This window comes from Gordonia sp. NPDC003950, from assembly GCF_053605205.1.
In genome coordinates this window covers 103,596-123,014 of sequence record NZ_JBSGIT010000015.1, presented here as the reverse complement: position 1 = coordinate 123,014, position 19,419 = coordinate 103,596, and the positions used below count along the sequence as shown (strand labels likewise).

Here is a 19,419-nt window from a genome sequence, read left to right as displayed (position 1 = left end):
GTATGGCCTTGTCGCCGTCGTGGTCACCGCAGGGGCTCGTCCAGGCCTTCGCCGTCTACGTCGACACCCTGTTCGTCTGCTCGGCCACCGGCTTCCTCATCCTGTCCACCGGCGCGTACCGGGTGTTCGAGGGCGAATCGGAAAGCGGAGCGGTCATCGCCGAAGGCGGCGTGCTGCCCGCCGACGCGGAGGTGGGGCCCACCTTCGTCCAAACCGGATTCGACACCCTGTGGAGCGGCGCGGGCTCGTCGTTCGTGGCGGTGTCGCTGCTGTTCTTCTGCCTGACGACGATCATCGCCTACTACTACATGGCCGAGACCAACCTCCGATTCCTGATGGGCAAGGCGTCGACGATATACGTGCGCCCGCTGCGCAGCACCCTCGGCAGCAACGCCACCCTGCTGCTGCAGGCCTGATCCTGGTGTCGGTGGCAATCGGCGCGGTGTCGACGGCGACGGACGCCTGGACTCTCGGCGACATCGGTGTCGGATTGATGGCGTGGCTCAACATCGTCGGCATTCTCATCTTGCAGCAGCCCGCGTTCACCGCACTCCGCGACTACGAACGCCAGAAGAAGACCGGCATCGACCCGCAGTTCGACCCGGTTGCCTTGGGCATCGTCGGGGCGACCTTCTGGGAGAAGGACAAGGTCGACTCGTCGACGGAGCGGACGGATTCGGTGGTCTGATCGACCGGCGCTGGATGTTCGTCCCGGCTTCATCCACACGTGGGCGAGGTCGGGTCTAGACTCACCGTTCGGTGAGCACCACGTGCCATCAGATGAAGGCCATCAGCCCGGTGCAACCGTCGCAGACGAGGAGCGCGCGTGCCCAATGTCCCGTTCGCCGGATATTCCCGGCGAGACTTCCTCAATCGTGTCGCCGCCGTCGGTGGGGGCGCACTGCTGACCTCGTGGGCAGCGCCGATCATCGACAAGGCGTACGCGTCGGCTGATCCCGGCGGCAGCGGTTCTCTCTCGGACATCGAGCACATCGTGCTGTTCATGCAGGAAAACCGGTCATTCGACCACTACTTCGGAACCTATTCCGGGGTACGGGGTTTCGGGGAATCGACGCCACTGTGGAAACAGCGGGGCTGGGCGCCGGGGGTGGGCCCGACCCCGACCGGCCACACCATGCCGTTCCGGCTCGACACCACCCATGACGCGAATCTCGACGGTGAGTGCATCAACGATCCCGATCACTCGTGGGCCGGACTGCACCAGGCGTGGAATCACGGTCGCAACGACGGCTGGCTGCCAATGTCGATCGACTCGGTCGGCCCCGACAACGCGCCGGCCCTGATGGGCTACTACGAACGCGAGGACATCCCGGTCCACCGCAGCCTCGCCGAGGCCTTCACCCTGTGCGACGCCTACCACTGCTCGGTGCTCGGTCCGACCGACCCCAACCGGCTGTACTGGATGAGCGCAACACTGGACCCGGACGGCCACCACGGTGGACCTCTCGTCGAAACACCCACTCTCATACCGAAATTCGCCTACAGCTGGCGCACCATGCCGGAGAACCTGCGCGACGCCGGCGTGAGTTGGAAGATCTACAACAACAAGGATCTCGGACCGGTGTCGTCGGTCATCCTCGACGGAATGATGGGCTGTTTCACCCAGGCCCGGAACCCGGACTCCGAATTGGCCCGCCGCGGAATCGATCCCACCTACCCCAACGACTTCGCCGCCGACGTCAAGGCCAACCGCCTGCCGAAGGTGTCATGGGTGGTGCCGCCGGCGATGGAATGCGAACATCCGGCTCTTCCCGCCGCACTGGGCGCCGTCGGCATCGTGCAACTCCTCGATATCCTCACCTCCAACCCGGCGGTGTGGGAGAAAACCGCACTCATCATCAGCTATGACGAGAACGGCGGATTCTTCGATCACGTGATCCCGCCCACCGCGCCGCCCGGGACGCCCGGCGAATACCTCAGCGTCCCCGACATCAACAAGGTGTCGTCGTCGAAGGGCATCCGCGGACCGATCGGTCTCGGATATCGCGTGCCGTGTTTCGTCATCTCCCCCTACAGCCGCGGCGGTCTGGTGGCGACCGAACGATTCGACCACACCTCGCAGTTGCGCCTCATCGAGAAGCGCTTCGGTGTCGACGTCCCCAACCTGACGGCGTGGCGCCGATCCGTCGTCGGCGACATGACCTCGGCCTTCGACTTCGGCAGCGCCCCCAACAGTGCGCGGCCACGGTTTGGCGACCCGGTCCCCGCCGCCCAGAACGCCCTGGTGCAATGCGGGCCGAACATCGCCGCGGGCACGCTGGGGAAAGGCGCACCGTACCCGGTCCCACCCAATCGCATGCCCACCCAGCAGCCCGGCACCCGGCGAGCACCCACGGGGGTGATCTGAGCACCGGCCGTGATCTACTCAGGCCATGACCGGTATGTACCACGGGACCGCCGCGCCGCAGCTTCTCGCGATGACCGACGCCGCGGTCGCCGGACTCACCATCGGCATCTCGGTCTACGCAGCGGTGATCCTGATCGCTGTCGGACTCGGCATCAGCGCGGCCCGGCGCGGACAACGCCGCGCGGCGTGGATCTATGCGGTGGTCGTGGGTGTGCTGACCGTCGCCGGCGTGGTGATCGCGGTGGCGAGCAGCATCGCCTGACGCCGTCGCCGATACCGTGACCCACACCACGATTCGGCGCCGACGCCGTTACACGTGTAGCGTCATACAACGAATGACCCGCCCAGCGCGGAGTCAGGCGTCGTAGAACGACTGTTGTCGGCGGACCCCGTGGCCTCATCGAAGAGGCCTGCAGAGAATTCGTCCGCCTCGATCACTCCACTTCATACGGCGAACGAATGCGCGAGCCCGCGCGTTCGCCATCCGATCTCGCGGATGTGGGTGACCCCTGCGCCGTGAGACCCGCCCGAAAGGCACCACACGCTCATGACCACCTTCGCGTCCCTCGGCGTGCCCACCGCACTGGTCGAGGCCCTCGCCGCCGACGGTAAGACCGAGGCATTCCCCATCCAGGCCGACACCTTGCCGGACACCCTCGACGGTGCCGACGTCCTCGGCCGGGGCCGCACCGGCTCCGGTAAGACCCTGGCCTTCGCCATCCCGCTGGTCGCCGGTCTGGCCGAGATGGAGGTGACCCGCACCCCGGGCGCCCCCACCGGACTGGTCCTCGCGCCGACCCGTGAACTGGCCACCCAGATCGCCGACGCGGTGACCCCGCTGGCCACCGCCGTCGGACTGCGCGTGACCACCGTCTTCGGCGGCGTCAAGCAGACCCGTCAGGAACAGGCCCTGCGCCGTGGCGCCGACATCGTCGTGGCTTGCCCGGGTCGCCTCGAAGACCTGGTGCGCCAGAACATCATTCGCCTCGACGACGTCGAGATCACGGTCCTCGACGAGGCCGATCACATGGCCGACCTCGGCTTCCTGCCCGCGGTGACCCGCATCCTCGCCGCCACCCCCGCCGACGGACAGCGTCTGCTGTTCTCGGCGACGCTGGACAACGGCGTCGACAAGCTCGTCAAGCGATTCCTGCACGACCCGGTGATGCACTCGGTCGACGACGCCAGCTCACCGGTCGAGCAGATGACCCACCACGTCTTCGAGGTCGCCGACACCACCGCGAAGACGGCGGTGATCCGTGAACTCGCCTCCGGCACCGGGCGTCGAGTCCTGTTCATGCGCACCAAGCATCAGGCCCGCAAACTCGCCAAGAAGCTCACCGCCGAGGGCATCCCGGCCGTCGATCTGCACGGCAATCTCAGTCAGGCACAACGTGATCGCAGCCTGGCCGCCTTCGGCGACGGCTCGGTGCGCGTGCTCGTCGCCACCGACGTCGCCGCCCGCGGCGTGCACGTTGACGACATCGAACTCGTCGTCCACGTCGATCCGCCGGCCGAGCACAAGGCCTACCTGCATCGGTCCGGTCGCACCGCCCGCGCCGGCAGCGCCGGCGACGTGGTCACCCTGTGCCTGCCCGAGCAGCGCCGCGACCTCAAGTCGCTGCTGGGCAAGGCCAAGATCACCGTCACCCCGCAGCGCGTCGAGGCGAGCTCCACGGCCGTCGACGAGCTGGTCGGTGAGCGCGCAGAATTCGTGACGCCGGCACCCGAGGCCCCCGCGGCCGCGCAGCGCGGCGGATCGAACCGTAACTCCGGTGGCCGACGCCGCTCCGGTGGCGGCGGGCGTTCCGAAGGCGGTCGCGCCGGAGGGGCACGATCCGGCGGCGCCCGATCCGGTGGGGGCCGCTCCGGTTCGGCACGTTCCGGCGACAACGGCACCGGTCGCGGCCGCTCGCACGGCGCGAATCGCGGCCAGTCGCACGGTCAGGCGACCGGCAATCGCGGCCACGGCAACCGCTCACAGGGCGCACGACGATCAGTGAGCCAGACCACACGCTGACACCGCGTGTGACCAGACGATCATAAATTGCACGACCCTGCAACATTGCAGGGTCGTGCAATCTCCGTACGGTGGAGGACATGCCCCCCACCGGTCTCCGCGAGTCGAAGAAGGCGGCCACCCGCCAGGCACTCGCGCATGCCGTTCTCGCACTCGCGCTGCGCGACGGCATGGACCACGTCACCATCGAGGCAGTCGCAGCCGAGGCCGGCGTCTCGGTCCGGACCTTCCACAACTACTTCACCGGCAAAGAGGACGCCCTGGTCAGCTTCGTCGGAGATCTGATCGGGCAGATCGTGACCAGGGTGAGCTCCCGACCGGACTCGGAAACCCTGTGGGACTCGTTCCGAGTCGTCCTCATCGAGATCGCCACTGAAACCGAGGACGTCGAACCCGAACAGTTCGTGACGCTCCTGCGCCTCTTCGACAACGAACCGGCACTGACCGCCCATAGCCGGCACGTCGATCTGCTCGCCACCTGCGAAGACCAACTGCGCGCGATGATGACCGCCCGCGGCGTCGACCCGTCCGCGTTGTATCCCCGCCTCGCCTTCGACCTCGCGCTCACCACCGCGCGGTCGGCGCTCGAGCACTGGATGACAGTTCGCGACACCGTCGGCGCTGACGCCCGCAGCATTCTCGATCTCGCCTTCGACCAGACCGGTTCTGGTATGGCACAACCACTTCCATCACTGTCCCAGCCGAATCGTCCGCGGCCGACACCCGAGGAGCACTGACGTGGCCAATTTCCTGTACCGAGTGGGCCGCTGGGCCTACGTCAACAGATTCAAGACCATCGCCATCTGGGTGCTGGTCCTCATCGGGCTCGGCCTCGGCGCCGCGTTCCTCTCCAAGCCAACCACCGAATCCTTCTCCATCCCCGGGATCCCGTCCGAGCGTGCGCAGAACCTGATGGTCGAACGTTTTCCGGACAAACCCAAGTTCGGCAATGACGTCAGCGTCACCTACGTGGTGGCCGCTCCCGACGGCGCCTCGTTGACCGATCCCCGCTACGGGGCCACGGTCGAACAGATGGTGGCCCAGCTCCGCCAGGTCGAGGGTGTCAAGAACCCCCAGACCGCCGTCGTCAATCCGTTGCAGCTCTACGGAACCCAGCAGCAACCGGGTCCGGCACGTCAGGAACTCGTTGCCGCACAGGAGAAGACGTTCGGCGCCTCGCCGGAACAGGCGGCCGCGACGGTGCAGGCCGGCTCCCCGGTCAACGCCGACGCCAGTGCGGTGCAGTTCGGCGCCGGATTCGACGTCGACGCCTCCGCCGACGTCACCGACGCCATGCGCGATCAGATGGACGCCGTGGCCCAGGCCGGCCGCGAGGCCGGCCTCACCGTCGAGATGAAGGGCACGGCGACAAGCAGTTTCGAGCTCGGCGTGACCTCGGAGCTGATCGGTATCGCCGTCGGCGCACTGATCCTCATCCTGACCTTCGCCTCGTTGGTGGCCTGGGGTATGCCGATCCTCACCGCGATCGTCGGCGTCGCCGTCGGCATGATGGGCGTGTCGATCGCCACCGGATTCTTCGACCTCAGTCAGGAAACCCCGGTCCTGGCAACGATGATCGGCCTCGCGGTCGGCATCGACTACGCCCTGTTCATCGTGTCGCGCTATCGGCATGAGATACACCGCAGCGCAACGCGTGCCGAGGCCGCAGGCCGGGCCGTCGGAACGGCGGGCTCGGCGGTGGTGTTCGCCGGGTCGACCGTGGTCATCGCCCTCGCGGCACTCGCCATCGTCAACATCCCGTTCCTCACCGCGATGGGCATCGCGGCTGCGGGGACCGTCATCGTCGCAGTACTGGTGGCCCTCACCCTGCTCCCGGCGATCCTGGGACTGTTCGGCGGCAAGGCCTTCGGCGGACGGCTGTCGTTCCTCAACGCTCCCGACGTGACCGGCGACGAGACCGCACGGGTCCACAACGGGCAGCGCTATGTGCACCAGGTGGTCAAACGTCCGCGCCTGGTCACCGGCGTCATCGTCGTCGGCCTGATCCTGCTGGCGTTGCCGATGGCGGGCCTCAAACTCGCGCTGCCCAATGACGGCACGTCGGATCCGTCCACGACGCAGCGGCAGGCCTACGACCTCGTCGCCGAGGAGTACGGCCCCGGCTACAACGGCCCACTGGTGCTCGTCGCCGACGGTGTCCGACTCCCCGATCAGGCGGCCCGTATCCGTGCCTATGACAGTCTCGTCGACGACATCCGCGGCACCGACGGCGTCGCGGCGGCGTGGATCGCGGCCGGCGACGTCGGCAAGAACAACGGCGATGCCGCGATCGTGACCGTCATCCCGTCCAGTGCCGCCGACTCCGATCAGACCCACGACCTGGTGACCACGTTGCGCGACAAGGAATCCGGGATCGATCAGCGCCTCGACGTGAGTTACGGCGTGACCGGGCAGACCGCCATCGAACTCGACGTCTCCGACCGGTTGTCCGGCTCCCTGATCCCGTATCTGCTCGTCGTGGTGGGGTTGGCCTTCCTGATCCTGATCGTGGTGTTCCGGTCGATCCTCGTGCCCCTGGTCGCGGCGCTCGGCTTCCTGCTGTCGGTGGCCGCCACCTTCGGGGTCACCGTCGCACTGTTCACCGACGGCTGGCTGGGCATCGTGAACAACCCGCAACCGCTGGTCAGCTTCCTGCCGATCATGTTGGTGGGCATCGTGTTCGGACTCGCCATGGACTACCAGGTGTTCCTGGTGACCCGCATGCGTGAGGCCTATGTCCACGGCACCGACGCCAAACAGGCCGTGATCGTCGGCTACCGCCACGGCGCTCGGGTGGTGGCCGCGGCCGCCGCGATCATGATCTCGGTGTTCGCCGCGTTCATGCTCCAGGACATGGCCTTCATCAAGGTGATGGGCTTCGCGCTGGCGATCGCGGTCGTCTTCGACGCCTTCATCGTCCGGATGACCCTGATGCCCGCGGTGCTGACCTTGCTCGGCGAGAAGGCGTGGTGGCTGCCGCGGTGGCTGGACCGCATCCTGCCCAACGTCGACATCGAGGGTGAGGCACTCGGCGGGACAGCGGACACGACTCCATCGGCGGACACCGACCGCGACGCGGTTCCGGCCAGTCGCTGACCGTACAGACGCTGACAGCGCAGGCCACCCACCAACTCAGTCGGCCGACGGCAACAGATCCAGGACGGTTGCATCGGCGCCCCTGTCCACGAGGGTGTGTCGGATCTCCCGCAACCACGCCTGGGCCCACAGCGGATTGATGGCCGCCAGCGAATCGAACTGCGCCCGCCAGGACTCCCTCCGGAAGTCCGGCGAACCCGGCGGGTGCAGTCGGTAGGACTGCTGCTCGGCGATGCTCTGGGCGACGATCCGCAAGTACTCGTCCGGATCCCGGGTGGACCTGTCCGACAGGGTGTTTGCGCGCTCTCGGACCGTCAGATGCCACGATCCGTCGGCGTCCCGCCAACACGACGGGACGCCGTCGTCGCGGATACGGTCCATCTCGGGAAGGTCGGCCGGCTGGGCGTGCATGCGCGACGCGAGATCCTCGACCTTGCTTCGCATCTTCGCATCGAGCAGGCTGTCAGCACCACCAGGTGTCACAGCGGGCCGGGGTAGATTTTGACGAGGTATCCGGCGCAGATCAGGAACTGGACGCCGGCGGTGCCGCAGGCCGGGTTCGGGTCCAGCAACGGATCGACGATCTCGTACTGCTTGCCACCACCGGGTTGGTCGAATGCGGGCGCGATATCACCGGCGTAGACCTTGAACGGCCTGATCACGATGTAATCGTGATAGTTGCAGGTCGACGGCGAAGCGCTGCTGACGAGGTTTCCCGGCGGAAGTGACCGTTGCGGATACGGCGTGCCCTCCGGGGCCATGAAAGTGCCGCCCTCACCGCCGTAGCGGTCCATCCGGTCACCGGGCACCATCGTCTTCTCGGACTTGATGGGTTTGCCGGCGTCGTCGAGGACGTAACCGTTCTCGGGGGGATAGTTCCATTTCCCGGTCTCTTTGGGCCCTGTCCAGAACGCCTGGAGGAACTCCTGGTTGTTCTTGCCCTTCGTCCCCGTTCGTCGATAACCCTCGAGTTGCGTGGCCACCGGCGGCAGCGTCGACAAGGTTTCCGGGCCGAGGCGCCAGTCGCCATCGACGAGGTCTTTCGAACACCCCTCGCCAATGCCGGGTATGTCCAGTCCGGAGGAGCCCAGATCCAGCGAACCTGGTGCTGCAGAAGCGATTCCACCGCCGGTGAGAGCGAGAAGCAGAGAAAACAGGACAGCGAACAACGCGGAGCGACGATTCATGGTCGCGGCCTTTCGGAGGAGCTCGCAGGGGTGTCGAGCGCGATCCCCACGATAACGCCGTTGCTCTCAGGTCACTCACAGAATGAGCGAAACCCGTCCCGCGGAATCTCTTACAGGCCCAGATCCCTCACACCCCCGAGCCCCTCGCCCGGAGTGCGCGACGACAGTCAGTCGACGGCCATCTCCCCGAGCTCCGACCAGTCGTCCTGCTCCACGGTCGTGTTGATGATCTTCGGCGTCTCGGCGAGATAGGCCGGCAACTCGGCGGTCGCCTTCTTGAAGTGATCACTGTTCACGTGCGCACCGGCGGCATCGTCGTCGAAGGCCTCGACGAGCACATACGAATGCGGATCGGTGAGGCTTCGGGACCACTCGAACCAGCGGTTTCCCGGCTCGGCCTGGGTGGCCTTGGTGAACTCGGCGGACAGTTCCGGCCATTGGTCGGCGAATTCGGGCTTGATCTTCCAGGTGGCGACGATATGGATCATGGACCCCACCGTAGACCCCGCGGATCACTCCGAGCGTCTCGATTCGCGACGGCCACCGCCAATTTACCGACCGCTCGCTCGGCAGCCGCCGCGAAGGCATAGTGTGGGGTGGAACACATACGTGTGACAACCGCGAGACGGAGGACAGATGCGCGAGATCACCAAGTTCTACATCGACGGCCAGTGGGTCGAGCCGACCGAGCTCAACCTGATCGACGTGATCAACCCGGCCACCGAGAAGTCCGCCGGGCAGGTCGCGCTCGGCACCGCCGCCGATGTCGACGCCGCGGTCGCCGCGGCTCGTCGCGCCTTCGCCACCTGGGGGCAGACCACGGTCGACGAGCGCGTCGCCGTGCTCAACGCGATCATCGCCGAATACCAGAAGCGGATGCCCGACCTCGCCGCTGCGGTGACCGAGGAGATGGGCGCTCCGGCCGGACTGTCCAACGCCGCGCAGGTGCCCATCGGACTCGGCCACCTGATGACCGCCGCCGCCACCCTGCCCACCTACTCCTTCGGCGAGGACCGCGGCGCGCACCGCATCGTCAAGGAACCGGTCGGCGTCTGCGGCTTCATCACCCCGTGGAACTGGCCGCTCAACCAGGTCATGTGCAAGCTCGCTCCGGCGCTGGCCACCGGTTGTACGGTGGTACTCAAGCCGTCGGAGGTGGCCCCGTTCAGCGCCGCGATAGTCGCCGAAATCCTTGATGCCGCAGGCGTTCCCGCGGGCGTGTTCAACCTCGTCAACGGTGATGGACCGGGTGTGGGAGCGGCGTTGTCGTCGCATCCCGACATCGACATGATCTCGTTCACCGGCTCCACCCGTGCCGGCATCGAGGTCGCCAAGAGCGCCGCACCGACGGTCAAGCGGGTCGCCCAGGAACTCGGCGGCAAGAGCCCCAACATCATCCTCGACGACGAGGACTTCGCCAAGAATGTCGCCGGTGGCATCGCGACGATGATGCTCAACTCGGGTCAGTCCTGTAATGCCCCGAGCCGCATGCTCGTTCCCAATTCGCGTCTCGACGAGGTCGCCGGGATCGCCAAGTCCGCCGGAGCGCGACTCACCGTCGGCGATCCGAACACCGACGTCCGCCTCGGCCCGGTGGTGTCCGAAGCCCAGTTCGACAAGATCCAGGGTCTGATCGAGCGCGCGATCGATGCGGGCGCCAACCCGGTGATCGGCGGTGCGGGCCGGCCCGAGGGGCTGCCCACCGGCTACTACGTGCAGCCGACCGTGTTCACCAACGTCACCAACGACATGGAGATCGCCCAGACCGAGGTCTTCGGTCCGGTGCTGGTCGTCATCGGCTACGACTCCGTCGACGAGGCCATCAAGATCGCCAACGACACCGAGTACGGCCTGGCCGGCTACGTGTCGGGCAAGGACATCGACGAGGTCCGTCGTATCGGCGGGGCGATCCGCGCCGGTTCCATCGCGCTCAACGGCGCGCAGGTCGATCCGGCCGCCCCGTTCGGCGGCTACAAGAAGAGCGGCAACGGCCGCGAATGGGGCGGCGACTACGGCTTCGAGGACTTCCTCGAGGTGAAGTCGCTGCTCGGCTACGACGCCTGACACCCGAGGTCCCCTTTCCGGCCGTCGCTGAACCACTTTCCCGGATCAGCGGCGGCCGGCTCTTTATCGCCGGCGGCACCGTCCCTCACCCGCCGGTCGAGGAGCAAGGAGCCCCCAGCGGACGCGCGCCCCGTCCCCCGTCGGTCGAGCCGCCTCGTGCGAGCTTGCGAGCCCGCGGCGGCTCGAGACCACCCGCTCCCCACCCGCCGGCCGAGGCGCCCCCCTCCCGTCGGTCGTGGCGCGAGGAGCCCCCAACGGACGCGCGCCCCGTCCCCCCGTCGGTCGAGCCGCCTCGTGCGAGCTTGCGAGCCCGTGGCGCGTCGAGACCACCCGCACCCCACCCGCCGGTCGAGCCGCCCCCACCCGCCGGTCGAGGCGCCCCCACCCGCCGGTCGAGGCGCCCCCCTCCCGTCGGTCGTGGCGCGAGGAGCCCCCAGCGGACGCGCGTTCCGTCCCCCGTCGGTCGAGCCGCCTCGTGCGAGCTTGCGAGCCCGCGGCGCGTCGAGACCACCCGAACCGACGCCGGAACACCACCAACACCCCACCCATCCACCCCACGCCCCGCCGCGAACACCTTGTGCACCGACACCGAAGCAGGACCGAAGCAGGGAGGCCGCATGAGCGTCGCCGCATCGTTGGCGCGGGTGATCGAAGACCAGACACGGGGTGAGTTACCGGTCCATCTGACGGCCTGGGACGGCAGTACCGCCGGCCCCGAGGACGCACCGCACGTCGTGCTCTACAGCCGGGATGCGTTGCGGCGCATGCTCTGGCATCCGGGGGAACTCGGTGCCGCGCAGGCCTATGTCACCGGTGAACTCGACGTCACCGGTGATCTCGACGACGCACTCACCCACGTGTGGCAGGTGTCGGCCGAACGCGGCCTCTCCAAGATCCGGCTCACTCCCCGACTGTTGTGGGATCTGACTCGACTGGCGTTGTCGCACAAGCTGATCGGACCGCCCAAGGCGCCGCCGGCCTCGCAGGCGCGGGTACGCGGCCGGTTGCATTCCCGGGCGCGGGACCGCGCCGCGATCAGCCATCACTACGATCTGTCCAACGAGTTCTATTCGCTGATCCTGGACGAGCACATGGCCTATTCGAGCGCCTACTGGACCTCCGAGGCGCCCGACTACACGCTCGCCGATGCGCAAGCCGACAAGCTGGATCTGGTGTGCCGCAACGTCGGACTGGATCACCTCGGGCCGGGAGCGCGGCTACTCGACATCGGATGCGGATGGGGATCACTGTCGCTGTTCGCGGCGGAGCGCTACGGTGCACGGGTTCTCGGCGTCACGATCGCCGCCGAGCAGAAGGAGTTCATCGACGCCCGGATCGCCGAACGCGGACTGGGTGACCTGGTGGAGATCCGCGTGCAGGATTACCGCGAGATCCCCGATTCCGGCTTCGATGCGGTGGCCTCGATCGAGATGGGTGAGCATGTGGGACAACGCAATTACCCCACCTATGCCGCCGTCCTCCATGACAAGGTGAAGGCGGGCGGGCGCGTCTGCATCCAGCAGATGTCGCGTCGCGCCGGCAATCATCCCGGTGGCGGCCCGTTCATCGAGTCCTTCATCGCCCCCGACATGTACATGCGTCCGGTCGACGACACCGCCGCCATGCTGCGCGACGCCGGGCTCGAGGTGACCGACGTGCGGCCGATGGCCGAGCACTATGTGCGCACCGTGGACGCCTGGTACGAGACGTTCGAGAAGAACTACGACGCCGCCGTCCGACTCGTCGGTGACGAGGTGGCACGGGTGTGGCGGCTCTACCTCGTCGGCGGGCGGATGGCCTTTCGTGACGGCCGGATGGGCGTCGAACAGTTCACGATGCGCCGACCCGCTGATCCAGCCACCGTGTGAGTGTGCCGATCACGTCGTCCTTCTCCGGTTCGTTGAAGATCTCGTGACGCAGCCCGTCCCAGATGATGACGGTCTTGTCGTCCGACCCGGCCAGCTTCTCAACGAGTCGGCTGCCGTCCGGGTTGGTCAGCTTGTCTTCGCTGCCGTGCATCACCAGCACCGGCATTCTCAGCGTCGGCAAGCGCTTCGGGAAGGACTGCATCGTGGTGACCATCTCTGCACCCAGCCGGGCCGGGATCTTGCCGCGGTACACCAACGGGTCGGCCTCGTACTCGGCCACCACCGCCGGATCGCGACTGATACTGGCGGAGTCCAGCGCCAACGTGGGCAGCGTCGGCGCGATCTTGCCGACGATCTTCGACACCGCGATCAGCGGACCGGGTAGGTCGTCGCCCGGCATGATCGCCGCGCCGGACAGGATGAGCCCGGCGAGTTCGTCGGGGTGGTCGAGCGCGTAATCCAGCGCGATGCAGCCGCCCATGCTGTGTCCCAGCAGATAGGTGGGCAGTCCGTCGACGGCGACGTTGCCGATCACGCGGTGCAGGTCGGTGGTGTAGTCGGAGAACGAGCGGATCCGCATGCGCGCACCGCCCGAGCGGCCATGCCCGAGGTGATCGGGAACCGCCACTACGTACCCGTCGGCCAACAGTGCATCGACAACGTGGCCGTAGCGTCGTCCGTGCTCGCCCATGCCGTGCGCGATGACGACCACCGCGCGCGGCTGCGCCGACTCGGGTGTGTGGACGTCGTAGACGATGGTCTCCCCGTGTGCGCCTTGAAATTCGCGCTCCTCGACAGTCACTGACCGCTCACCCCAATCCGATGCGTGACATGACACTGCGACTGGCCGATTCGATGGCCCCGATCGGACGCAGCGCGGCCTCGCCGATCGCCACCAATGCCTCCACCCGACCCACGATCAATTCCATGCGGTCCACGATCTCACCCATCCGGTCAACGGTCGCATCCACCTGCACCAGTGTGTTGCTCAGGTGGTTCAGCGTGGCCTCCATCTTCACCATCGTGCCGTCGAGATCGGTGAGGGTGTTCCCGAACCCGTCGAGCGCGTCGCCCATGTCGGTGAGGATCGTGTCCACCTGGCCCACGGTGACATCCGCGTTGAGCGCGGCCTGCGCGAGTTTCCGGAATCGCTGACGCTCGCCGGGACGAGTCCCGATCGGCGCACCTTTGTCTGCCATGAGCCTGATTATGGTTGTTTTGCGCGCAATCGGGAAGACATCGGGATACACGGTGTCCTCAGATGCGGACGCCATCCCGGACGCGATTCGTCGAGGCCGGCGACCTCAGGGTTGTTGTCGTGCGGACGACTCCGCGACCATGTGTGCCCGGGAGCGCAGTTCGTCGCGGAGCCAGATCGGTTCGATGACCTCGAAGTCGACATCGAAGCCCACATTCCACAACACCCGCGACACGCGCGCCCGATCCGCGAAGCGCAGATGGACGCGGACGTGTGTCGGTGAGTCGCTCTCCTTGACAGACGCCACGACTACCGGACCGACGAGCTTGTCGACATCCTCTCGTGCGCAGTCGAGGATCACGTCGAGTTCCTCGAATCCGGCCCGGAACGCGTCCCGATGCCGTTCCCACACCTCGTCGAGATCCACCTGCTCGTCCCGGTTCGCCGGTTCGTCGAGAATCTGCACATCCGACATCCGCGAGACGCGATACATCCGTTCCTCGCCATCGGAATTGGCGACGAGATACCACGTGTCGCCGGCGACGATGAGACCGATCGGATCGAGTACCCGCTCCCGGGGCTCGCGTCCTCGCGCCTGATAGGTCAGCCGGATTCGCCGGCCGTCGAACACCGCCTGCTGCACCGGGGCGAGTTCGTCGAGCGTCGCCGGGGAACGCACAAAGCCCTCCGGGCGCACCAGAATTCGCTGAGCGGCCGCGGCGACCCGACTCCGGTGCGCCTCCGGCAGGGCGGCCTCGAGTTTGCGCTTGGCGCTCGCCGCGGCGGGCGAATCGATCCGTCCGCCGCCCGACAGCACGGCGATCGCCTCACTCAGCGTCAGCCCGGACAGATCGGTGCGGTATCCCGGCAGCAGCGCGAATCCGCCGTGGCGCCCGCGTTCGGAATACACCGGCACCCCCGACGCCGACAAAGCCTCGATGTCACGCAACACCGTGCGCTCCGAGACCTCGAGTTCCACGGCCAGTTCCGCAGCCGTCATCCGGCCCCGAGACCGCAACAGCATCAGGACCGACAACAAGCGATCGGCACGCACGAGAAAAGTCTCTCAGAAATACCTGACAGAAGATGTCAGGTATCGGCGTTTCACTGGTTGTCGTCAGCCACCACGACCATGGAAGGAACTCATCATGAGCACTCCCGCACTCCCCGCCGATCCGCGTCCCGTCTACGCCGCCGCGACCCGCTGGGTCACCGATCTGCTCACCCGCGTCGACGACGACCAACTCGATTCCCCCACTCCCTGTGACGATTTCGACGTTCGCGCGCTCGCCGGGCACCTGATCGGCACGGCCCGTCGGGCGGTCGCACTCGGTAACGGCGACGACGTCTTCGCCGTGCCCAGCGTCGACGATCGCCACGATGCGGGCACCTACGCCGACCTGACCACCGTCGCCATCGACTCCTGGTCCGGCGACGCGAAACTCACCGCGATGGTGAAGGTTCCGTGGGGCGAGGTCCCCGGCGCGGGCGCACTCTGGGGTTACGTCAACGAGACGCTGGTCCACGGTTGGGATCTCGCCGTCGCCACCGGACAAGACGCCGAACCCGACCCGGCACTCGCCGAGGCCACTCTGGCTGTGGCACAACGGTTCATCCCCGCGGAGATCCGCGCCGACGACACCGTCCCGTTCGGCCCGGTCGTCGAGTCACGCGACGGTGCCGGGCCCACCGAGCGTCTCGCCAACTGGTCCGGACGGACGTCGTCGGCGTGGGTTCAGGTCACCGCTTAGGTCGTACCGGTTCACACCCGGACGCCACGGTCGCCGCCACCTTGTTCGTGCGGGCGGCGGCGACCCGACGGTTATCTGGTGGTGCGGTATCGGCCGCGTCGACTGCACCGCCCGGTCGGTTACGGTTCACCTGGATACCGAACCGGTGCGCATCAGGACCACATCGATCGCCGCGGTGATCGCGAAGTCGAACTCGGCGTCACGGTCGTAGCGCGCGAGTTCCTGCGCAGCCTCGGTGACGCGTGGCAGGCCGGACTGTTCGAGCACCTCGCGGCGCGACGACCATCCGAGATCATCGCCGACCCCAAAACGTGGGGTCGACGTTGACTTCTCGCAGCAAGGTACCGACGAGTGCGGCGACGAGCGTACGCAGGAGGCGCACGGCCTCGGGGACCGCACATCCGGCATCCCGCAGCACGGCGAGAAATGCGTCGACCGGCGCGAGCCCGGCCGGCGACGCCAACTGCCGGGTGAGAACCAGCGACGCGGCCTCGGGATGAGAGAGCGCACGCACCCGAAATGCGTCGGCGATCGCGCGCAGATCCGTCGCGGTGTCACCAGTTCGTCGGGGCAAGTCGATACCGCTGAGCAGATGTTCGGCGACGGCGTCGAGTACGTCGTCTTTGCCGTCGACGTGGTTGTACAGACTCTTGGCGTCGACGCCCAGCAGACGGGCCACCGATCGCATCGACACCTGCGGAACACCCTCGGCATCAATGACTTTCAACGTCGCTTCGACGATGGCGGCGCGGGAGAGTCCTGCACTGTCCTTGGGTGGCCGGCCCCGTCGGACCGGTTGAGGTGATCCCGTCATGAATCCCAGTGTGCCCACCCCTTGAGTAAATCCACAGCGTGGGTATTGTGGTGACTCGGATTACCCTCACCGTGGGTAGTGGCGGGTCGGCGGCATACCGGCCCACGACGGCGACAACCTAAGGACAGTAGACCGACTGCCATGAAGGTCCATCATCTCAACTGCGGAACCATGCATCCGTGGGGTGCACCCGACGGTCTGGTCTGTCATGTGTTACTCGTCGAAACCCCGAACGGCCTGGTTCTCATCGACTCCGGTCTGGGGCTTCGTGATCGTGCGGCGCCCGCTCAACGATTCGGACCCGCTCGCCACTTCGTACGGCCGGTGTTCGACGAGTCCGAGACCGCGATCCGGCAGGTGCAGTCGCTTGGATACAACGCCGCGGATGTGACTGACATCGTGCTCACCCACTTCGACGCCGATCACATCGGAGGGCTGGCCGACTTTCCCCATGCGCGTGTGCATCTCACCGCCAAGGAGGACGCGGCCATGACGAATCCCGGCACACTGATTGAGAACCGCCGTTACCTCCCGGCCGGCCACGACCACGGACCCATCCTGGTCACCCATGATCCCGCCCAGGGCGATATGTGGCGCGGATTCGCGCGGGCGACCGAACTCACCGACATTGCGGACGGGATCGTGCTCATCGGTCTGCCCGGACACAGTCGCGGACATGCGGCCATCGCCGTCGATGCCCGCGATCCCGACGACCCGAACGCACCCGACCGGTGGGTTCTGCACATCGGCGACTCCCTCTATCACCATGGGCAGATCGACGGCAGCGGGCACACACCGCGGAGCCTGACCGCGATGGAGCGCGCCATCGCCTACGACTGGACACAGGTTCGGGCCAATCACCGTCGGCTGCGCGAACTCTGGGCCGAGAAGCAACCCGACCTGGTGATCGTCAACGCCCACTGCCCGACCCTGTTGCGCCGCGCCCGTGAGAGCGGGTAGGCCGTCTCCCCTCGCGCGACCCCACTCGGCTCGCGCGGGTCGTCGACGATTCACGGGAGCGACGACGACCCGCGCGAGTGGGCACTCACCACCAGGAGGTAATGCCAGACCCTCCCACCGATGTGGACGACGTAGTTGACTGGGATTCATGTTTGGAGCCGTCATTCATGCCCCCGGCGACGTTCGTTACGAAGAGCGTCCCGATCCCGTCATCCTCGAACCGACCGACGCGCTGGTGCGCACCGTCGCCGCGTGCGTGTGCGGATCCGATCTCTGGCGCTATCGAGGAATCGCGGACGTCAAGAAGCCCACGCCGATCGGCCACGAGTTCTGCGGGGTGGTGACCGCGGTCGGCGACGATGTCCGCAGCGTGACGCCCGGTGACTTCGTCGTCGGTGGATTCAACCCGTCGGACAACACCTGCCCGGTGTGCCGCAAGGGTGCAACGGCCAACTGCCAGAACGGTTCCCACTACGACGGTGCACAAGCCGAACAGATCCGCATCCCGATGGCCGACGGCACCCTGGTGGCCACCCCGGAGATGCCGCCGAACGACCTGATCCCGAGCCTGCTCACCCTGTCCGACGTCATGTGCACCGGGTGGCATGCGGCCGTCTCCGCCGGTGTCGGTCCGGGCACCAGTGTGGCCGTCGTCGGTGATGGCGCCGTCGGTCTGTGCGCCGTCCTCGCCGCGGTGCAACTCGGCGCCGAGACGGTGATCGCGATGAGCCGCCACGAACCGCGTCAACGCGTGGCCACCGAGTTCGGCGCCACCCACATCGTCGAAGAACGCGACGACGAGGGCATCGCCCGCATCCGGGAACTCACCGACGGTATCGGCGCCGACTGTGTCCTCGAATGCGTCGGCACCGAGGGCGCGCGACTGCAGGCCGCGGGCAGCGTTCGCCCCGGCGGCAACATCGGACTCGTCGGGGTACCCCACGGCGATCTGCCGATCGACCAACTCTTCTGGCGCAACGTCGGCATCAAGGGCGGTCCGGCGCACTGCCGCGCCTACCTGCCGCACCTCATGCAGCTCACCTGGGAACGAAAGATCAACCCCGGCTTGGTCTTCGACCTCGAACTCCCACTGAGCGAGGTCGCCGAGGGCTTCGCCGCGATGGATGAACGACGGGCGATCAAGTCGTTGTTGTGGCCGTAGGTCCGCTGCCCGTTGCCACTACCGCTCGCCGATCGTCTCCGGCACCCGAACCGGCAGCGTCGTGGGCTCCTCGATCCGCGCGCCGCCGCGGGCGGCACCGACTCCGGCGGCCACCACCAGGCCCAGCCCGATCACCGACAATGGACCCGGAACCTGGTGCAGCACAATCAGTCCGATCAGCATCGCGAACCCCGGTTCCAACGCCATCAGGGTGCCGAACGACGAGGTGGTAAGTCGTCGCAGCGCCTGCAACTCGAGCACGAACGGCACCACCGGCAGCAGGATGGCCAACCCCAGTCCGATCAGCCACAGTTGTGGGGTCATCCGACCCAGGGTGGCGGGACCGGCCACGACGGTCGCCACGATTCCGGCGACGGCCATCGACACCGCGAGTCCCTGCAGGCCGGACACCTCGTCGCCGACCTTCTGGGTGAGCAGGATGTAGGCACCCCAGCAGACCGCCGCGGACAGGGCGAACAGCACGCCGATCCCGTTGACGCCTCCCGACCACGGTTGGGTCAGCAACACCACCCCGAGCGCGGCGAGCGCCGGCCAGAGAACCCGTGCGCCACCGCGTGCGGTGAGGACCGCCACGCCCAACGGACCGAGGAACTCCAGAGCGCTGGCGGTGCCGAGTGGTATCCGGGCCGCGGCCCCCATGAACAGCATCACCGACCCGGCGGTGGCGACGCCGAGCGCGACGGCCGTGAGGAAACCGCGGCGGGTGAAGGCGCCCGGCCGGGGGCGAACGAACGCCAGCAGCAGCACACCGGCCCAGGCCAGCCGCAGCCAACCCGCGCCCTCCGCCCCGATGCGATCGATGAGTGCCACCGAGAACGCCAGGCCCAACTGGACGCAGAGCATCGAGGTGATGGCCATCGCCGTGCCGGTACGTGCCGCCGTGTGTTTCATGAATCCATTGAAGAACGGC

General features: G+C 67.2%; 19 protein-coding genes and 1 pseudogene. 11 read left to right on the top strand and 9 right to left on the bottom strand.

Translation table 11 applies throughout. From position 1 onward, the window contains the following. Positions 1-26: 26 nt before the first annotated feature. From ACWETB_RS15025 to ACWETB_RS15000, 6 genes and pseudogenes are all read left to right on the top strand, one after another. A pseudogene (locus tag ACWETB_RS15025) lies at positions 27-688 on the top strand (alanine:cation symporter family protein); the annotation flags it as partial. A 138-nt stretch (positions 689-826) separates the two neighbouring features. Then, positions 827-2,368, top strand: a complete 1,542-nt coding sequence (locus tag ACWETB_RS15020; RefSeq protein ID WP_452211951.1) for an alkaline phosphatase family protein — start codon at positions 827-829, stop codon at positions 2,366-2,368. A gap of 25 nt (positions 2,369-2,393) precedes the next feature. After that, positions 2,394-2,630 carry a hypothetical protein gene (locus ACWETB_RS15015; RefSeq protein ID WP_452211949.1) on the top strand — a complete coding sequence of 79 codons (237 nt, stop codon included), beginning with the start codon at positions 2,394-2,396 and terminating at the stop codon, positions 2,628-2,630. 285 nt (positions 2,631-2,915) lie between these two features. Next, the gene (locus tag ACWETB_RS15010; RefSeq protein WP_449743553.1) at positions 2,916-4,388 is read left to right on the top strand and encodes a DEAD/DEAH box helicase; all 1,473 of its coding nucleotides are present in this window, start codon (positions 2,916-2,918) and stop codon (positions 4,386-4,388) included. Between the two features lie 80 nt (positions 4,389-4,468). Next, the gene (locus ACWETB_RS15005) at positions 4,469-5,125 is read left to right on the top strand and encodes a TetR/AcrR family transcriptional regulator (protein WP_452211947.1); all 657 of its coding nucleotides are present in this window, start codon (positions 4,469-4,471) and stop codon (positions 5,123-5,125) included. A gap of 1 nt (position 5,126) precedes the next feature. Then, a complete protein-coding gene (locus tag ACWETB_RS15000) occupies positions 5,127-7,484 on the top strand; it encodes an MMPL family transporter (RefSeq protein WP_452211945.1) in 2,358 nt (785 codons plus the stop codon). A 36-nt stretch (positions 7,485-7,520) separates the two neighbouring features. On the opposite strand, the gene ACWETB_RS14995 is transcribed toward ACWETB_RS15000, so the two are convergent. The 3 genes from ACWETB_RS14995 to ACWETB_RS14985 form a co-directional block, all read right to left on the bottom strand. Then, complete coding sequence (locus tag ACWETB_RS14995) at positions 7,521-7,928, bottom strand: Imm63 family immunity protein (protein ID WP_452211943.1); 408 nt, start codon at positions 7,926-7,928, stop codon at positions 7,521-7,523. A 35-nt stretch (positions 7,929-7,963) separates the two neighbouring features. Then, positions 7,964-8,671, bottom strand: coding sequence for a TNT domain-containing protein (locus tag ACWETB_RS14990; RefSeq protein WP_348802809.1), 708 nt, complete (start codon positions 8,669-8,671; stop codon positions 7,964-7,966). A gap of 167 nt (positions 8,672-8,838) precedes the next feature. Next, entirely contained in the window at positions 8,839-9,159 is a 321-nt protein-coding gene (locus ACWETB_RS14985; RefSeq protein WP_348802810.1) for a putative quinol monooxygenase, read from the bottom strand. 148 nt (positions 9,160-9,307) lie between these two features. Between ACWETB_RS14985 and ACWETB_RS14980 the strand changes: the two genes are divergently transcribed. Further along, positions 9,308-10,735 (top strand): aldehyde dehydrogenase family protein, encoded by a 1,428-nt coding sequence (locus ACWETB_RS14980; protein WP_449743549.1) that lies wholly within the window; start codon positions 9,308-9,310, stop codon positions 10,733-10,735. Between the two features lie 617 nt (positions 10,736-11,352). Next, positions 11,353-12,603, top strand: a complete 1,251-nt coding sequence (locus tag ACWETB_RS14975) for a cyclopropane-fatty-acyl-phospholipid synthase family protein (RefSeq protein WP_348809597.1) — start codon at positions 11,353-11,355, stop codon at positions 12,601-12,603. Here ACWETB_RS14975 and ACWETB_RS14970 read toward each other — a convergent pair. From ACWETB_RS14970 to ACWETB_RS14960, 3 genes are all read right to left on the bottom strand, one after another. After that, the gene (locus ACWETB_RS14970; protein WP_449743548.1) at positions 12,566-13,405 is read right to left on the bottom strand and encodes an alpha/beta hydrolase; all 840 of its coding nucleotides are present in this window, start codon (positions 13,403-13,405) and stop codon (positions 12,566-12,568) included. The two genes, ACWETB_RS14975 and ACWETB_RS14970, sit on opposite strands and share 38 nt — an antisense overlap. Positions 13,406-13,412: 7 nt before the next feature. Further along, positions 13,413-13,802, bottom strand: a complete 390-nt coding sequence (locus tag ACWETB_RS14965; RefSeq protein WP_348803198.1) for a hypothetical protein — start codon at positions 13,800-13,802, stop codon at positions 13,413-13,415. Positions 13,803-13,907: 105 nt separating this feature from the next. Continuing rightward, positions 13,908-14,855: a helix-turn-helix transcriptional regulator gene (locus ACWETB_RS14960; RefSeq protein ID WP_348809595.1), complete on the bottom strand. Its 948-nt coding sequence runs from the start codon at positions 14,853-14,855 to the stop codon at positions 13,908-13,910. A gap of 94 nt (positions 14,856-14,949) precedes the next feature. On the opposite strand from ACWETB_RS14960, the gene ACWETB_RS14955 reads away from it, so the two are divergent. After that, positions 14,950-15,552, top strand: a complete 603-nt coding sequence (locus ACWETB_RS14955) for a TIGR03086 family metal-binding protein (protein WP_348809594.1) — start codon at positions 14,950-14,952, stop codon at positions 15,550-15,552. A 126-nt stretch (positions 15,553-15,678) separates the two neighbouring features. On the opposite strand, the gene ACWETB_RS14950 is transcribed toward ACWETB_RS14955, so the two are convergent. Together ACWETB_RS14950 and ACWETB_RS14945 are read right to left on the bottom strand one after the other, a co-directional pair. Then, positions 15,679-15,819, bottom strand: coding sequence for a hypothetical protein (locus ACWETB_RS14950; RefSeq protein ID WP_452211939.1), 141 nt, complete (start codon positions 15,817-15,819; stop codon positions 15,679-15,681). 25 nt (positions 15,820-15,844) lie between these two features. Beyond that, complete coding sequence (locus ACWETB_RS14945; RefSeq protein WP_452211937.1) at positions 15,845-16,366, bottom strand: TetR/AcrR family transcriptional regulator; 522 nt, start codon at positions 16,364-16,366, stop codon at positions 15,845-15,847. Positions 16,367-16,507: 141 nt separating this feature from the next. On the opposite strand from ACWETB_RS14945, the gene ACWETB_RS14940 reads away from it, so the two are divergent. Both ACWETB_RS14940 and ACWETB_RS14935 read left to right on the top strand, forming a co-directional pair. Further along, on the top strand, positions 16,508-17,326 hold the full coding sequence (locus ACWETB_RS14940; protein WP_452211935.1) for an MBL fold metallo-hydrolase: 819 nt from the start codon (positions 16,508-16,510) through the stop codon (positions 17,324-17,326). 148 nt (positions 17,327-17,474) lie between these two features. Then, positions 17,475-18,488 carry a zinc-dependent alcohol dehydrogenase family protein gene (locus ACWETB_RS14935; protein WP_348802820.1) on the top strand — a complete coding sequence of 338 codons (1,014 nt, stop codon included), beginning with the start codon at positions 17,475-17,477 and terminating at the stop codon, positions 18,486-18,488. An 18-nt stretch (positions 18,489-18,506) separates the two neighbouring features. On the opposite strand, the gene ACWETB_RS14930 is transcribed toward ACWETB_RS14935, so the two are convergent. Next, a complete protein-coding gene (locus tag ACWETB_RS14930; RefSeq protein ID WP_348802822.1) occupies positions 18,507-19,400 on the bottom strand; it encodes an EamA family transporter in 894 nt (297 codons plus the stop codon). Positions 19,401-19,419 lie beyond the last annotated feature (19 nt).

Coding starts and splice junctions, on each gene's coding strand:
- ACWETB_RS15015 (WP_452211949.1), top strand. CDS start 2,394: ATGACCGGTATGTACCACGGGACCGCCGCGCCGCAGCTTCTCGCGATG.
- ACWETB_RS15010 (WP_449743553.1), top strand. CDS start 2,916: ATGACCACCTTCGCGTCCCTCGGCGTGCCCACCGCACTGGTCGAGGCC.
- ACWETB_RS15005 (WP_452211947.1), top strand. CDS start 4,469: ATGCCCCCCACCGGTCTCCGCGAGTCGAAGAAGGCGGCCACCCGCCAG.
- ACWETB_RS14995 (WP_452211943.1), bottom strand. CDS start 7,928: ATGCGAAGCAAGGTCGAGGATCTCGCGTCGCGCATGCACGCCCAGCCG.
- ACWETB_RS14990 (WP_348802809.1), bottom strand. CDS start 8,671: ATGAATCGTCGCTCCGCGTTGTTCGCTGTCCTGTTTTCTCTGCTTCTC.
- ACWETB_RS14985 (WP_348802810.1), bottom strand. CDS start 9,159: ATGATCCATATCGTCGCCACCTGGAAGATCAAGCCCGAATTCGCCGAC.
- ACWETB_RS14980 (WP_449743549.1), top strand. CDS start 9,308: ATGCGCGAGATCACCAAGTTCTACATCGACGGCCAGTGGGTCGAGCCG.
- ACWETB_RS14975 (WP_348809597.1), top strand. CDS start 11,353: ATGAGCGTCGCCGCATCGTTGGCGCGGGTGATCGAAGACCAGACACGG.
- ACWETB_RS14965 (WP_348803198.1), bottom strand. CDS start 13,802: ATGGCAGACAAAGGTGCGCCGATCGGGACTCGTCCCGGCGAGCGTCAG.
- ACWETB_RS14955 (WP_348809594.1), top strand. CDS start 14,950: ATGAGCACTCCCGCACTCCCCGCCGATCCGCGTCCCGTCTACGCCGCC.
- ACWETB_RS14945 (WP_452211937.1), bottom strand. CDS start 16,366: ATGACGGGATCACCTCAACCGGTCCGACGGGGCCGGCCACCCAAGGAC.
- ACWETB_RS14940 (WP_452211935.1), top strand. CDS start 16,508: ATGAAGGTCCATCATCTCAACTGCGGAACCATGCATCCGTGGGGTGCA.
- ACWETB_RS14935 (WP_348802820.1), top strand. CDS start 17,475: ATGTTTGGAGCCGTCATTCATGCCCCCGGCGACGTTCGTTACGAAGAG.
- ACWETB_RS14930 (WP_348802822.1), bottom strand. CDS start 19,400: ATGAAACACACGGCGGCACGTACCGGCACGGCGATGGCCATCACCTCG.